Below are 15711 nucleotides of genomic sequence, written 5' to 3' on the forward strand. Positions count from 1 at the left end.
GTATGTATTGGAGGGGATAAGACAGCGACAATTACCCACCATCCGGCAGTGTGAAGAGCGATTCATTCGCATCATTGCGATGCCGCCTAGCATAGCGATTAAACAGCACTCGCTTCAAGACTACAGTCAATTGTTTGGAGCCCATCATGCATAGAAATACCGCTTCCTTACCCTTGATGCTAAAGCAGCTAAGATTAGCCACGNTTGGCACGCTCTGGGAGAGCGTGGCAGATAAAGCGACTAAAGAACAATGGTCACCCCAGCAATACTTGGCTGAGTTATGCCATCAGGAGCTATTGGCACGCGAGGATAAACGTTTAGCACGCAACCTAAAAGATGCCACACTACCCATCGGGAAGCATTTAAATAACTTTGATTTTATGGCTGTCGATGGCATTAACCAAGCGACCACCTATGATTTACTTCAAGATAAAACGTGGCTGACGCGAGGTGCAAACCTCTTGCTCTTCGGAGCAAGTGGCCTGGGTAAAACACATCTCGCTAGTGCCCTTGGGTATGGGCTACTAGAGCAGGGTTATAAGGTTAAGTTCATACAGGCGACCACACTTGTACAGCAGTTGCAACTAGCTAAGCGACACCTCAAGCTACAGGACGAATTGAAAAAGCTGGATAAATATCAATTACTTATCATTGATGATGTCGGTTATGTTAGAAAATCCGAACAAGAAACTAGCGTCTTATTTGAGCTGATAGCGCACCGTTATGAACGCTTTAGTTTAGCTATTACATCCAATAAGTCGTTTGAAGAGTGGGATGAGCTATTTGACGATACCACGATGACGGTAGCTGCCATTGATCGACTCGTACATCATGCCACAATGATTCATTTTACAGGAGAGAGTTATCGCAAGAAAGAAGCACTAAAAACCCAAGACAAGGGGCAGTAAAAACCGGCCAAGTTAATTGACGCTAAACCGGACAAAGTAGTTGACGTTCTATAGCATTGGCTGAAACGGTTAACGGGCTTTATAAAACAGAGGTGATTGAATATTTAAAACAGCAGTGGCGGGATGCGTGTGATGTTGAATTAGCAACCCTTGAATGGGTCGATTGGTTTAACAAAACTCGCATTCATAGTACGATTGGTTATGTGTCGCCTTTTGAGTTTGAGAGACGATACTATGATAGTCTTACTGAGTCAGACAAAGTTGCCTGACTCAAGCAATCCACTCTCCGATATACTCGGGGCGGTTCTCTATATCATTCCTAAACGCAACTATATATATCCTTTCTCTATTCTGAGGAACCCCAAAGTTTTTGCTATTTAGAACTTCAGAGTAAACCTTATAACCTAAATCATGAAGAACTTGAATAATTACTTTAAATGTCTTGCCACGATCATGACTTACTAAATTTTTTACATTTTCACAAAAAATAATTTTTGGTTTGTGATATTCAACAATACGAGCTACATCAAAAAACAATGTTCCTCTTGTATCTTCAAACCCTTTCTTGCGTCCGGCTAGGGAAAAAGCTTGGCAGGGAAAACCAGCCAACAAAATATCATGCTTAGGAATTGCGCAAGCTGCCACTTTAGTGATATCGCCATGAATTTTAATTGGATCATGAAAGTTCGCTGCATAACTTTCTTGTGCCTTGAGGTCCCATTCACTGACAAACACTGTACTTATATCATCTTTAAAGGCTTTATCAAATCCAAGTCTGATTCCACCGATTCCAGCAAATAAGTCAATAGATTTATACATAAAATGTCCTGCAAGGTTATTTTTAGTCAGACCATTCATTTTGACAACTTATCAAAATATATTTTTTAGTCTTATGAATTAACATGAAAACCGGATAATTAAACACAAAGAATTTTTCTAAAAAGAAAAGATCTTGAGAATAGAAAATTTAGGAAACTTTGTGTTGATGCTTGATTTAAATCTGTTTTTTATATTATTTTTTAATTAACCGACTCACAAATAGTAGCACAAAAAACACCTGTTAAACAGAAAGGCTATTTAATGTCTACCTACAATTGATGAGCTAATTATTGATTATGAAGAGCGCTTTAGACAGGATAAAGCTCGCAGCCGTAGTCACCAAAAAACGGTATAAAGCACAACATACTACTTAGCACCCTCTATCCGTCCCCTACCACTCACCACCAAACTTAGTAAAACGCTCGATATCACGGCGCTGGCGCTTGGTCGGACGACCGCCTCGCATATCATGAGCAGGTTCTGGCGCAAAGCGGCGCATTTCCGCACGACGCTCGCGCTCGGCAATACTCTCAGACGTTTCTTCATAAAGTTGCTGAGCAACTGGCGCTGGCCCACGCACTTGGCTGAGCCCCTTAACAATGATGGTTTTATAATCACGAGGCAATTTAATGAGAATCGTGTCACCAATTTTGACCTCACGGGCCGGCTTCACATTTTGACCGTTAATTTGAACACGGTCCTTATTGATGTTGTCTACTGCCAAGGATCGAGTTTTGAAAAAACGCGCAGCCCATAGCCACTTATCAATACGAACTTTTTCTGCTTCCATTAATACTAGCTCCTCCTAACATTTTCAACCTACCGTTATATATTACAATATCAACGCGCTTAATTACCCGTTTCTCATTTAATTTTCTATGCCTTTATTATCTGAACTACGTCTTTTAGATCTAACTGCACCTTATTGCGAGCATTGGCGCCCCCTGATTCAGGCGTCTTTGCCACAGATAGCAAATCATCCTTCGGTCAGCGCATTATTAAATCAAGTGAAACCGACAAGTTTTCCTAAGCACTTTGTTCCTCAAGAGGATTTACCCGAAGGACAAGCCTATGAAAGCTTTATCTTTGAGACCAACCGCATTCCTACGCGCGACGGCCCTCACGATTACTTCAATGCCCTCTGTTGGTTTTTATTTCCTAAATCAAAAACTAAGCTTAATCAAATTCAAGCCGCGCAAATACAAAAAGATGGCGTTTTAAATCAACGAGGTGCGGTGCGAGATGCCATCACCATTATTGATGAAAATGGCCTTTTACTTGCCTGTTCCGATGCGCTTTGGCATGCACTCGTACAGAAAAATTGGCACACTGCTTTTGTGGAATTAAGTGATCATTGGCAAAGCAGTCAACCAGTCATTTTTGGTCACGCCCTAATTGAAAAATTACTCCACCCCTACAAAGGTATCTGCGCACATGTATTACGAGTCCCCCAGCAAAACAAGCCGATAGATTTAACAACGACAGACACTTGGTTGAGTGAGCAGCTCACAGCGGAGTGGCTGGCAACTAAGCCCTATATACCGGTTCCTATTTTCGGCATTCCCGGATGGCACCCTGATCAAGAACAAGATGACTTTTATCAAGACACACATGTTTTTAGACCACCGCGCCGATAAAAAATTACCTCCTTCCTAACATTTTTTAGGTCTTATCTACAATATTGTTGGTACAGCACAATAGCAAAAGCATTAAATCGATTGAATAATTGTTCAGTGCTACAATTCAGCCTAAGTAATTTTTAAACAATCAGCTTATTAAAACAGTAATAAGCCTTTGGAGACTGTTCCCATGAGCATTTGGGCTATTCTAATTTCACTGTTATTACTGATGTTTCTCGCTTATCGAGGGATTTCAGTATTAATTCTCGCCCCCGTTTTGGCGGCTTTAGCTGTTTTGTTATCGGGTGATATTCATCTCATGCTACCTATTTACACCGAAACCTTTATGGGTGCATTGGGTGGTTACTTAATCAATTATTTTCCGATTTTCTTATTGGGTGCGATCTTTGGCCAATTGATTGCTGACTCCGGAGCGGCATCCAGCATTGCTCATTGGTTCACCAAAGTGTTAGGCCCTAAGCACGCCATACTCACCGTCGTACTGGCTTGCAGTGTACTAACTTATGGTGGAGTATCACTTTTTGTCGTCGCATTTGCAATTTATCCAATTGCTAAAGTCATGTTTTATCAAGCAGGCATCCCGAAGCGGCTCATTCCGGCGACCATTGCCTTAGGTGCTTTTACCTTTACCATGACTGCTTTACCAGGCACACCGGCCATTCAAAATGCCATCCCCATCCCCTTTTATAGTACCAATGTTTTTGCAGCTCCCGGATTAGGTATTATTGCTTCGCTAATCATGCTCTCAACAGGTTTGCTTTGGCTCACAAGCAGAGTAAGAATAGCCCATGCCAATGGCGAAGCATACGGCGAGCACGATGATGGCGTGGAACATGAAACGATCAGTGGTGAAAATCAAATGCCTATTTTATTAGCATTTTCTCCACTGATTCTGGTCATTGCTTTAAATGCACTCTTTACCTACGGCATTTTTCCAAACATGGATTTCACCGGCATCCATGCTGAATTCTCTGCCCTTGACCCAAGCAAAAAAACCGGTTTGTGGGCAATTATTGTTTCTCTCGTCATTGCCTGCATATGGTTAATTGCGATTGCTTGGCCTCGTTGGCAACACCTCCAACAAACGATCAATAAAGGCACCTTAGGTTCAATGCTACCGGCCTTTAATACCGCTTCTGAAGTAGGTTATGGTGCAGTGATTGCCAGTTTGGCAGGTTTTGCGATTTTAAAAGAATTAGTCCTTAACGTCTCACCAAATAACCCGCTAATTTCTGAAGCTATTGCAATGACAACCTTAGCCGGTATTACCGGTTCCTCTTCCGGTGGTTTAAGTATTGCACTACAAACCCTAGGAGCAGACTACTTACGAATCGCACTGGAGAATAATATCAATCCAGAGCTTTTACACCGTGTTGCGGTGATTGCGGCGGGCGGTTTTGATACGCTACCGCATTGTGGGGCAATTATCACCCTACTCTCTATTTGTGGTATGAATCACCGCCAGTCTTATTTGAACATTGCTGCTGTGACTATTATCGGCCCAATGATTGCCCTAGCGGCTGTTATCACACTTGGAACCATCTTCGGTTCATTCTAGGAAAGCACTAACGCGACAAACAATCAAATAACTAGTTTGTCGCGTTATGTCCTAAAAGCTAATCAGTTAAAAACTTAGTTTTTAGCTTTCATCTCTTTAATCATTTGGTCGGTAATTTCTGTCAGGTTACTTACACCGCCAGTCACCACATACCAAGGGTTAGGCTCTACATAGAAAACACGGCCTTCTTTAACTGCGTCAGTTTTGCTAAGCTCTTCGTGATTGTTTAAGGTGTTAGCAGCTGTTTTCTCAGCATCATTGAGCGCGCCGCGGTCTAATACAATGAACCAGTCAGGGTTAGCCTTAGCGACAGTAGAAATTTCTGCAGCAGATTTCTCAGCCCGTGCCTTTGCTTCCGGTGTGTCAGGCTTTGGACGAGGTTGATTTAATTCTTCTTCGGTACGAGCGCTTAAGATAGGTTTTAAACCGGTTAGCTCTTCAATATAGCCAAATCGATCCCCTGGTGCATGAGTCATTACGCGATCTTTGATAACAAAAAGAAATGCGCCCGTTTTACCCTTGTTTAACTCATGCAGCTGTGCAATATTCTGCTCGAGCTTCTCTAGGAGTGCCTTGCCCTCGGCCTCTTTATCCCACGCTTTAGCAATACTATTTGTGGAGTCTTTAACAGAATCAACAAAATTATTAGGATCGCTAGTAAAACTGATGGTTGGTGCAATTTTTGAGAGCTCAGGTATCGCTGCAGCAGAACGGCCACCGGCAATAATTAAATCCGGTCCGATTTTCTTTAAGGCCTCATAATCCGGCTCAAATAAGGTACCAACGGTAGGACTGTCATTATATCGCTCTAATGAGTTTTTATAACTAGACGTTGGAACAGCGACTGCCTCAATCCCTAAAGCCGTTAATGTATCTAGTTGCGCTAAATCATAGCTCACTACTTTTTGAGGTGTCTGCTCAAGTTCTAATACACCCTCACTGTGTTTGATCTCAAATGCATTAGCCGCTTGCATTGCTAATAAACTAGAGCCAATTAACATACTGCTTAATAAATATTTTTTCATCGTTTTTAAATTAAAGAGTTAAGAAAATTAAAAATAGCGATAACCGCTCAGTGCAACCGTCATAGCAGCACCAGATTAGTTATATCTCCATCCGAAAAGTACCAAGTGCTACATTGACATTCAAATTAATTGAACATCAATGTAATGAGAGTCATTATCAGAAACATTCGCGACAAAGTCAACTATATTTCCCAACTCGATAACAAAGCAATACGCTTGTCTCATATAAAAACAGCGCCTATTTCACCGTAAACGCTGTTTAAAACTAAATCACCCCAAAAGCAATAAGCGATGTTCTCAACATATAAATACAAATAAAAGCTAATATGCCTGCGAAGATTTTTTTAATACGCCCTACTGGCCATGTATGGGCGTATTTAGCGCCAACCGGTGCCATCAACATACTGGTAGAAATTAGTACTAACAAAGCAGGCCAATATACATAACCCAACATACCTGGCTGTAAACCTATCTCTTTGATACCTGAAAAAATAAAACCGACACTATTAGCAATAGCAATTGGAAAGCCTAATGCCGCAGACGTACTGACCGCCTTACGGATATCAACATTACACCAAACTAAAAATGGCACTGTTAAAAAGCCGCCGCCCGCACCGACCAAACCTGAAACAAAACCAATCACCGCCCCCATTGCCGAGGTGCCTAAAAAGCCGGGGAGTTGACGTGATGGTTTAGGCTTTTTATTTACCGCCATATTGTAAGAAGAATAGGCCATAAAAAGGGCAAAAATCAATGCTAACCAAGCAGTATTGATAAAGGAGAAAACCACCCCTCCCGACAGGAAACCACCAATCAACACGCCGGGCACGAGTGCCGCCACGACCGGCCATAAAATACCGCCACGCTTATGGTGAGCTCGCATACTGGACAAAGAGGTAAAGCAAATCATCGCCATGGATGTAGCAATACACGAGTGCACCACTAACTCAATAGGCATTCCCTTCCAAAGGAACAACATGGTCAGAAACGGCACTAAGATCATACCCCCGCCTATACCTAACAAACCTGCTAAAAAGCCACCGAAAGCGCCTAAAACTAACAAGCACAGAGCGAGGTCTAAGCCAAAACTGATCATTTTTCACCTTCTTTTATAGGACGACAATAAAAACGATTGCAACGCCCTAACGTATTATTTTAAGTTACCGGATAAAAACTGCTGTAGGCGCAAACTTTTCGGATTATCCAAGACTTCCGCCGGGGTACCTTGCTCTTCCACTAAGCCCTGATGTAGGAATACGACTTGCGTTGCGATATGACGTGCAAAGCCCATCTCATGAGTCACGACAATCATAGTTCGTCCCTCTTCGGCCAGCTGCTGCATCACTTTAAGCACCTCACCGACCAACTCCGGATCAAGGGCTGATGTGGGCTCATCAAACAGCATAACCTCCGGCTCCATCGCTAAAGCACGGGCAATCGCTACGCGCTGTTGCTGCCCACCTGAAAGTTGGGCTGGATACTTAGCTTCGGCTTCTCGTGGCAAACCCACTTTCTGTAAATATATACGGGCACGCTCAATGACTTCTTCTTTTTTAATACCCAACACATGCACCGGCGCCTGTATCACATTATCCAAGACCGTCATATGGGCCCATAAATTAAAATGCTGAAATACCATGGTGAGTTTAGTGCGGAATTTTTGTAATACTTTTTTATCACTCACCTGCAAATAACCCTTATTGTTCTTTTCTAAGGGTAACGCCGTACCATTAAGGACGATTTTACCGTCATTAGGCTGCTCTAAAAAATTAATACAGCGCAAAAAAGTACTCTTGCCCGAACCGCTAGAACCGATCAGAGCAATCACATCACCGGCCTTTGCTTGCAGGGTAACTCCCTTCAAAACCTCGTGTTCGCCGTAAGACTTATGAATATCCAGAACTTCTAATTTATACATTTTTAACTACCTGTTTATCATTTTTTGAGCTAACCACAAGATAAGCTAACGCCCGTTTTTCTACTTTTCTAAATACTGCCACAATCACAAACGCCACCACCATATACACTAAGGCGGCAATACCATAGGCGATAAAGGCTTGATAAGTAGCGGCATACGCATCACGCGCCACCTTCAGAATATCGGGCACTGTCGCCGCAAAGGCTAATGAGGTCGTATGCAACATCAAAATCACTTCATTGCTATAGGCAGGGATAGCACGCCTCAACATGGAAGGAATAATAATCCGCGTATAAATCTGCCATTTGCTCATACCATAAGCCAGCGCCGCTTCGATCTCACCCTTATTCGTAGTGCGAATATAGCCGGCAAACATTTCTGTCGTATAAGCGGTTGTATTGAGTGTCAAGGCTAAAATCACGCAATAATAACCATTAATAAAAAAGTGACGCAGCAATGGCGTACCCTGCACCACCTCAAGGCTCATCAAGCCACTATAAATCAGCAACAGCTGTATATAAAAGGGAGTGCCTCTAAAAACATAGGTAAAGAGCCAAATCGGCCCTTTGATCAAACGATTTTTTGAAGTACGACCGATCGCTAAAAGTACTGACAACACAAAGCCAAAAAGCAGTGACAGTACTAAAATCCATAAAGTAACGGCAAGCCCTGAGACCTCAAAACCATCCCAAAACAAATAGGCCGACCAATACTCTTGCCAAATGTCTAAAAATCTATCCATTGCCGCTTAATCCAGCTCAAATTTAGCAGCACCCACTGAATAGCGTCGCTCTAAAAGCCAAAGAACCATATTAGACAAAGAGGTCAGGACTAAATAAATCAACCCCGCGATCAGGATAAACTTAAACATATCCCCGGTTGCTCGCCCCGCGTCCTGACTCGCTTTAACCAAATCACTAAGACCAATAATCGATACCAGAGCCGTTGCTTTTAGTACCACTAGCCAATTATTACCGATGCCGGGAATGGCATAGCGCATCATTTGTGGAAATAGGATATGGCGAAACACCTGTGTGGAGTTCATGCCATAGGCCATACCGGCCTCGATCTGGCCCTTTGGCACAGCTAAGAAAGCTCCCCTAAATGTTTCCGTAAAGTAAGCGCCATATATCATACCAATCACAATCACACCGGCCCAAAAGGGATCAATTTGGATCACTCGCCACCCCAGCGCATCAGTTACTTGGTTGAGCCCCATTTGAATACTGAAAAACAATAGCAACATCAGTACCAAGTCAGGCACAGAGCGAATAATGGTGGTGTATAGCGTGGCTATACCACGCAGTAAGCCACCACCAAAAAGCTTGGCACTCGCGCCAAGCAAACCTAAAATAAAGGACAATAAAACGGACAAAAGGGCTAACTGAATCGTTGCCCAAGTGCCGTTTTTAATGAGTTCCCAATAGCCGTCTAAGAACACGATATTTTTAATTTAAGATTTAGTTAACAACAGAGATTTCACCTTCTTGGAAATACTTCTCGGCAAACTTCTCGATGACACCCTCATCCTTAAGTGCCTGAATCACCTCATTGATTTTGGCTTTTAACTCCTCATCGCCCTGACGTAAGCCGATGGCAATCTCATTATTCATAATAGGATCGTTTGTGATTGGCTCACCTACAAACTCATAGCTATCACCGTCCGGTGTGCCTAACAAGCCCTCAACTGCATTGGGTGATTCAAATAAAATGGCATCAATACGACCCACTTTTAAATCACTGATTGTTTGTGTCTGATCCATATAAGCCGTGACTCTGACACCAGAACGTCTACCCCAACGCTCACGTGCATAGGTTTCTTGCACTGAACCCTGTAATACGCCAACTGTTTTACCTTTGAGGGACTCATCACTACCATCGATGCTGCTACCCTTGGGGGCTACTAATTGACTGCTGACTTCATAAAGAGGATCAGTAAAATCAATGGTCTTTTTACGCTCTTCGGTCACTGTTATTGCTGAGTGAGCTAAATCAAATTTACGTGCTAATAAGCCGGGGATTAAACTATCAAACGGTTGCTCAACCCAGACACACGTCATATCCAATTTTTCACAGATAGCATTACCAATATCAATATCAAAACCGGCTAGCTCGCCGCTCGGTAATTTATACTCAAAAGGCGCATAAGATGCCTCGGCACCAATACGTAACTCGGCCTTGTCTTGTGCTGCAACAGCAAAAGAAGCAAGCCCTAAAATAGTGGCAGCAACCAATGAGGTTAGTTTTTTCATAATTTTCTCCGCTCGGGTAATTTTAGTTATATAAAAAATTAAAGACTTGAATTCTACTGCCTTAATCGCAAGATTAATATAGTACATAGCCTAAACCCTTGATGTTACATCAATTTACTCGTGTCGTTTATTAAATGTGTTCAAGTTAAGTCAATGTAAACACTTTTTTTAGCCTATGTGTAAAACACATTTTTTTCAGGTGGTAAACATGCAACAAATCGAATTTTCCCGCTTCTCTTTTTTTAATAAGATAAGCAATATTGCTCTAAAAGCCGGTCAAACCACCATTGAAAAAGCCTTACAGCTTTTTTATGCTGCGCAAAGCCCTGACACACCGGCTTGGACTAGGCGTGTCGTATACGGAGCGCTTGCTTATTTAGTATTACCGGTTGATGCGATTCCGGATTTTTTACCGGCTCTTGGCTTTACCGATGATTTGGCAGTTATCACAACAGCACTTACTACAATTGCAACCCATATCACACCGGAGATTAAAGCAAAATCCGCTGCCAAGGTAACGCAATGGTTCCACAAAAGCTAATCATTCAACAAAGTGTGAAATAATATCACGTTTAGATAGGCAATAGCCTCACACTTGATTTCACACCTTATACCAACAACATGACTAAATTCACCGAGCTTTGGCAAACAGAGGCTGTCCGCTTAAAGGAACATCATGATGGTCCTCTGGATGATGCTGCCTATATTTATGCTTTGCGCGCTCAAGATCTTAGTCCACAACAGAAAATCATTCATCGTGCTCAACGCTTAGCAACGGCATCAGGTCTCAGTGAAGCGATTGCTAATTACCGTCGATTAGCTAAATACGCTTTGTTGTTATTGCTTGTTTTGTCCGTATTTACCGGTATTGGGTTAGCCTATGCGGCGCTAGGTAGTCGTAGCACGGAAGTTAATCTACTAAGCGCTTGGATGGCGATATTAGGCTTGCACACCTTAAGTTTTATTATTTGGTTAGTGTATTTATTTGTGCCTAAACGCAGCGATAAAGACTACCCATTATTAGGTCAGTTATGGCTATGGTGCACTAAAAAATTAGCACGCGGCCCACATGCAGCTCTCGTTCCTAACGCCTTATTCAGCCTGACACGCCAACAACGCTCAACCTCATGGCTTTTATCAACGATCAGTCATGCATTGTGGCTCACGGCACTCCTTTCTGCCTTGGTGACCGTCTTCTTTTTACTATCGACTCGACGCTACATCTTTGTTTGGGAAACCACCATTCTTTCTACACAAAGTTTAGAAAACATCGCGCATGTATTAGGATTTATCCCCGCTTGCTTAGGTTTTCCGATGCCGGAAGTCGATCAACTCCTGAGCACAGGGGCAGCCGACAATCCGGCACTGCACGCCTTATGGTCAAGTTGGTTCGTTGGTCAAATTATTGTTTTTGGTCTCTTAACCCGCTTAATTGCTTTTATTATTTGTTTGGCTATCAGTCGCTATCGTCTCAGCCGCTGTCAATTGGATATCGACTCCGCCGCTTATGCTTCTTTACTGGCTCGCTTAGCGCCTATTGCGATCAATACCGGCGTGGACTCCCCAGCACCTCAGATAAAGGCACCCGCACTTCAAAAGGCCTCTCTTGACCTATCCGGCAATGGCACCTTGGTTATCGGCATCGAACTGGACCCCCATGAAAAATGGCCCGTCATTAAGAATCCAGACGGTCGGCATATAATTGATGGCGGCAATATAGAAAGCCGAGAGCAGCGCCATCAACTTCTTAGTGAGCTTGGTCAACGACTGGCGCCCTTACAACAAATACTTTTTATTTGTGATGCCGAGCAAACCCCGGATCGCAGCCATTTAAATTTAATGCAGACCATCGCTCATTTTGGACAAAAACACGCTGTTCTTCTCATTAATCATCACGATCCTCAACGCGACCAACGTGCGTTATGGCTAAAATCACTGACTGATTCCGGTCTTGAACAAGAAGCTATTTTTATGGAAGAAGAAGCAGCTTATAATATGCTTGACATCTAAAGCACAAAGCCTATGAAACAAATTCAGCAGCGTTTTTTACCTCAAGAGGATTACCTGAAGTTAGCCGTGGTCGGTCATACCAACACCGGCAAGACATCACTTTTACGCACACTATTGCACGACGCTGACTTTGGTGAGGTGGCCAACGCTCCCGCGACCACACGCCATGTGGAGGGTGCCATGCTGCGCATTGAGCATCTTAAACTACAGTGGTTTGATACCCCGGGCATTGAGGATAGTATTGCTTTATTGGATTATTTAGATCAATTACAGCAACAAAGCATTACGCGACTTGACGGTCCTGCCATCATTGAGCGCTTTTTAGAGAGCCCAGAAAGCCGGCAGCGCTTTGAGCAGGAGGCGCGTGTGTTGCGTCAACTCCTCACCTGTGATGCCGGCTTGTACGTAGTCGATGTACGCGAACCGGTACGCTCTAAACACCGCGATGAGCTGGCTATTTTGGCGCGCTGTGGTCGTCCCATCATTCCGGTTTTAAACTTTTTACATCACTCAAATAATTATAGCGACGATTGGAAAAACACCCTCTCACGCTTAGCAATCCATTTGATTATTGAGTTTGATACCGTTGCCCCGGCCATTGATGGTGAGCGACAGCTTTATCAGAAATTAGCCTTAGTGCTTGATGAGCACCAGCAAAGCCTAAACGAGCTAGCAGAAGGTGCCAATAAAAGACGTCAACGCCGTCGCCAACAAGGTCAAGAGTTATTAGCTGAGCTCTTAATTGATGTGAGCGCCTATAGGCGTCAAAGCGCTTCCTCTTCCGATAATGAGCAGGAAGGCATCCGACTCTGGCAAACAATGCAAGAACAGGTTCGACAACGTGAGCATCAGTTTATCCGCGACCTACTGGGTCTTTACCGTTTCCACGAAGAAGATTACGAAGAGGACCTTTTACCGATTAGCGGCGAGCGTTGGAAAACTGATTTATTCAGTACAGAAGCCCTTAAAGACATGGGTATTAGGGTCAGCAAAGGTTTTGCCGCAGGCGCGATGGCAGGCGCTACGGTAGATATCATTACCGGCGGTTTAAGTCTAGGCGCCGGGACGTTAGTGGGTGGTCTAGTCGGAGGGCTCTGGCAAGGCGCAGAAAAAGTCGGTAATCGCTTACTCGGCATGCTGCAAGGCTACCGCGAACTTACCGTTGATGATGCCGTACTACGACTCCTAGCTATACGCGGTTTACGCTTATTGGATGCCCTAGACCGTCGTGGTCATGCAGCTCAACATCGTATCGAACGACATGATGCAGACTATAAAACCTGGCAGGAGGAATCCCTGCCATCGCCACTGAAAAACGCCCGCTCCTACCCCGAATGGTCAAGCCTCAACAAAGACTTCAAAGATAGTCGGGCAAGAGGTGAGGAAATTAGGACATTGAGTCAAACACTCAACCCCTAATCCGACATCCCAACAACTCACCCCTTAAAGAATCACCGGAGTATTAGGTAGATAGTCCTCGCCATCACCATCAGTACATTGTGGACAGGCCTTTTGAAGCTCCTCTTCAATCAACCTAACGGCTTCGACTAACCCTTCTCGGAACTGCTTATTTTTAAAATAAGTGACTAATACATTGCTAATCTCAACCCACCGCTCATTATCAACAGCGATACCGCGATCAGCAATAATTTCAATCGCCTGTCTGTCTAAAGACAGGTATAGCAACAGCCCTGTATTGAGTGGAGTATCCCACACTTTAAGACGCCCAAAGACCTCAAAAGCTCGGTCTCGGGTGACCTCCAGATGCTCCGGGAATTTGCGCTCAATTGCCACCACTAACTCGGCCTGATGGTCACGCTCCGCCTCGGTAATCAACGCAGAGATTTCCGCCAAAAACTCCTTTGTAAAGTAACGACGTCCAAGGTACTGGCCTTTTAGCGTAGCAATACCTGTTAGCTTTGTTAATGCATTACCACCCACCTGATGCTCCTCCACCGCCGCTGGAGCCACCGCCCCCGCCGCCAAAACCACCGCCACCGAAGCCGCCGAAACCTCCGCCGCCACCAAAGCCACCCCAATGATCATGGTTGCGCTTACGGCGTGTCGTGCGACTACCTGTGATTGGATTACTGTTTGCTGCGACCAGTCCCGTTGCCATTAATTTCTTGACGAACAAGTTCCATATTAGCGCAACAACAGCAGCGATCAACGCAAGTCCGATCGAACCACTGATAGCTAAAATAAAAAAACCGGCAACAATAGGGGCTAGCCAAATAGGCCAAAACAAGACAAAGACGCCCATGAAAAGGAGCAACTCCATTGGCAATATATCACCAAACAGCGACTCCTCATCCATCGTTGTACTCGTACTGACCTCCGGTAAATCCTCACCTTGAATCAATAACGTTAAATGATCAACTGCCTTTTTAAGGCCGCCATAATAATCATTGGCTTGGAAGGCCGGTGCCATATCGCGGTTAATGATATAAGAAGCTTGGACATCAGTGATCGCTCCCTCTAAACCATAACCGGTTTCAATACGCATTCGACGGTCGTTTTTAGCGACTAAAACTAATACCCCGTCATCAATCTTGGCTCGACCAATGCGCCACTCATCAAAAACTCGTCGGGCATAGGTCTCAACCGTATCATCCGGTTGCACCGTAGGCACCATTAAAACCATGATTTGCGAGCCTTTTTCCTCTTCAAGTTGCGCAATACCTTGATTAAGCTCACTTTGCTGCGCAGCTGATAGCGTGCCTGTCATATCCACCACATAATTAGTCAATGGTGGCACCGGCACTTCCGCACGTACCGATGTGTAGAAAGACATCGCTGCGATCAGCATCGTGAGCAGCCATAGGTAAATAGAGCGCAGAGTAGTAGGCTGCTTAAACAGCGTCATGACACTCTCCCGAATAATAGCTATAGGTTATTAAATTATTGAGCCGGTGCAGAGCGGGGATTATCAAACTGAATGGTTGGTCTTTGCATGATCTTGTCTTGATTCTCCACGCCAAAATTTGGTAGCACCTTGTAGCCGAAAATCTTTGCTGTAATTAACGTAGGAAACTGGCGGATATACGTGTTGTAGCCCTGAACCTCACGAATATAACGACCACGCGCAGTAGCGATGCGATTTTCAGTACCTTCGAGTTGTACATTTAAATCTCTAAACAAACCATCTGCCTTTAGATCAGGATAGTTTTCTGATACCGCAATCAAACGTGATAGAGCGGACGTTAATTGTGACTGTGCTGCTTGGAACTGCGCCATTTCCTCTTCGGTAGGTAAGCGATCCGGCGATACGTTAATAGAACCGACACGTGAACGTGCCGCTGTGACCTCCGCTAATAACTCACGTTCGTGCACCATATAAGCGTTAACACTTTCAACTAATTGCGGTACTAAGTCTGCTCGACGTTGGTATTGATTTAACGTCTCTGACCAAGCGGCCTTAACACCCTCATCCAAGCGCTGAATTTCGTTATAGCCACAACCGGCCAATAAGCTAGCGAATAATGCTGCGATAAACAATCTAAACAATTGACGCATAAGAGACTCTCTACAAGATAAGTTAAGCTGACGCTATTTTAAGGTCACAGTAAAAATTACTCTAC

At 44.0% G+C, this 15711-nt stretch carries 17 protein-coding genes and 1 pseudogene; 7 read left to right on the forward strand and 11 right to left on the reverse strand.

The genetic code is table 11. The features are described from left to right. Positions 1–176 precede the first annotated feature (176 nt). Positions 177–908: an IS21-like element helper ATPase IstB gene (gene istB / locus B092_RS0102930; RefSeq protein ID WP_425311475.1), complete on the forward strand. Its 732-nt coding sequence runs from the start codon at positions 177–179 to the stop codon at positions 906–908. A 53-nt stretch (positions 909–961) separates the two neighbouring features. Continuing rightward, positions 962–1177, forward strand: a pseudogene (locus B092_RS0102935) (integrase core domain-containing protein); the annotation flags it as partial. A gap of 1 nt (position 1178) precedes the next feature. On the opposite strand, the gene B092_RS13520 reads toward B092_RS0102935, so the two are convergent. Together B092_RS13520 and B092_RS0102945 are read right to left on the reverse strand one after the other, a co-directional pair. Then, positions 1179–1766: a DNA cytosine methyltransferase gene (locus tag B092_RS13520; protein ID WP_232244127.1), complete on the reverse strand. Its 588-nt coding sequence runs from the start codon at positions 1764–1766 to the stop codon at positions 1179–1181. A gap of 352 nt (positions 1767–2118) precedes the next feature. Beyond that, positions 2119–2517, reverse strand: coding sequence for an RNA-binding S4 domain-containing protein (locus tag B092_RS0102945; RefSeq protein WP_018573752.1), 399 nt, complete (start codon positions 2515–2517; stop codon positions 2119–2121). 88 nt (positions 2518–2605) lie between these two features. Here B092_RS0102945 and B092_RS0102950 point away from each other — a divergent pair, with 88 nt between their 5' ends. Together B092_RS0102950 and B092_RS0102955 are read left to right on the forward strand one after the other, a co-directional pair. Continuing rightward, entirely contained in the window at positions 2606–3364 is a 759-nt protein-coding gene (locus B092_RS0102950; protein WP_018573753.1) for a DUF3025 domain-containing protein, read from the forward strand. Positions 3365–3536: 172 nt separating this feature from the next. Continuing rightward, on the forward strand, positions 3537–4925 hold the full coding sequence (locus tag B092_RS0102955; protein WP_018573754.1) for a GntP family permease: 1389 nt from the start codon (positions 3537–3539) through the stop codon (positions 4923–4925). A 74-nt stretch (positions 4926–4999) separates the two neighbouring features. Here the strand turns inward: B092_RS0102955 and B092_RS0102960 are convergent, their stop codons facing one another. The 6 genes from B092_RS0102960 to B092_RS0102985 form a co-directional block, all read right to left on the reverse strand. Further along, positions 5000–5926 carry a siderophore ABC transporter substrate-binding protein gene (locus B092_RS0102960; RefSeq protein ID WP_018573755.1) on the reverse strand — a complete coding sequence of 309 codons (927 nt, stop codon included), beginning with the start codon at positions 5924–5926 and terminating at the stop codon, positions 5000–5002. A 289-nt stretch (positions 5927–6215) separates the two neighbouring features. Beyond that, entirely contained in the window at positions 6216–7046 is an 831-nt protein-coding gene (locus B092_RS0102965; protein ID WP_018573756.1) for a sulfite exporter TauE/SafE family protein, read from the reverse strand. A 54-nt stretch (positions 7047–7100) separates the two neighbouring features. Further along, positions 7101–7868, reverse strand: coding sequence for an ABC transporter ATP-binding protein (locus tag B092_RS0102970; protein WP_018573757.1), 768 nt, complete (start codon positions 7866–7868; stop codon positions 7101–7103). Then, the gene (gene hisM / locus B092_RS0102975) at positions 7861–8610 is read right to left on the reverse strand and encodes a histidine ABC transporter permease HisM (RefSeq protein ID WP_018573758.1); all 750 of its coding nucleotides are present in this window, start codon (positions 8608–8610) and stop codon (positions 7861–7863) included. Before hisM ends, B092_RS0102970 begins: the two co-directional genes overlap by 8 nt. A gap of 6 nt (positions 8611–8616) precedes the next feature. Continuing rightward, on the reverse strand, positions 8617–9309 hold the full coding sequence (locus tag B092_RS0102980; RefSeq protein ID WP_018573759.1) for an ABC transporter permease: 693 nt from the start codon (positions 9307–9309) through the stop codon (positions 8617–8619). Positions 9310–9328: 19 nt separating this feature from the next. Further along, positions 9329–10120: a transporter substrate-binding domain-containing protein gene (locus B092_RS0102985; protein ID WP_040608063.1), complete on the reverse strand. Its 792-nt coding sequence runs from the start codon at positions 10118–10120 to the stop codon at positions 9329–9331. 208 nt (positions 10121–10328) lie between these two features. Here B092_RS0102985 and B092_RS0102990 point away from each other — a divergent pair, with 208 nt between their 5' ends. From B092_RS0102990 to B092_RS0103000, 3 genes are all read left to right on the forward strand, one after another. Next, positions 10329–10661: a YkvA family protein gene (locus tag B092_RS0102990; protein ID WP_018573761.1), complete on the forward strand. Its 333-nt coding sequence runs from the start codon at positions 10329–10331 to the stop codon at positions 10659–10661. Between the two features lie 80 nt (positions 10662–10741). Further along, complete coding sequence (locus B092_RS0102995) at positions 10742–12130, forward strand: DUF2868 domain-containing protein (RefSeq protein ID WP_018573762.1); 1389 nt, start codon at positions 10742–10744, stop codon at positions 12128–12130. A gap of 12 nt (positions 12131–12142) precedes the next feature. After that, positions 12143–13549: a GTPase/DUF3482 domain-containing protein gene (locus B092_RS0103000; RefSeq protein WP_018573763.1), complete on the forward strand. Its 1407-nt coding sequence runs from the start codon at positions 12143–12145 to the stop codon at positions 13547–13549. 24 nt (positions 13550–13573) lie between these two features. On the opposite strand, the gene B092_RS0103005 is transcribed toward B092_RS0103000, so the two are convergent. From B092_RS0103005 to B092_RS0103015, 3 genes are read right to left on the reverse strand one after another with little or no spacing between them, the layout of a single operon-like run. Next, positions 13574–14101, reverse strand: a complete 528-nt coding sequence (locus B092_RS0103005; protein WP_244870495.1) for a TPM domain-containing protein — start codon at positions 14099–14101, stop codon at positions 13574–13576. Then, positions 14061–14996 (reverse strand): TPM domain-containing protein, encoded by a 936-nt coding sequence (locus B092_RS0103010; protein ID WP_018573765.1) that lies wholly within the window; start codon positions 14994–14996, stop codon positions 14061–14063. The genes B092_RS0103005 and B092_RS0103010 overlap by 41 nt, the downstream gene beginning before the upstream one ends. Before the next feature lie 35 nt (positions 14997–15031). After that, positions 15032–15646 carry a LemA family protein gene (locus B092_RS0103015; RefSeq protein WP_018573766.1) on the reverse strand — a complete coding sequence of 205 codons (615 nt, stop codon included), beginning with the start codon at positions 15644–15646 and terminating at the stop codon, positions 15032–15034. Between the last annotated feature and the right edge of the window lie 65 nt (positions 15647–15711).

Source organism: Oligella ureolytica DSM 18253, from assembly GCF_000373745.1.
Taxonomy (GTDB): Bacteria; Pseudomonadota; Gammaproteobacteria; order Burkholderiales; family Burkholderiaceae_B; genus Oligella; species Oligella ureolytica.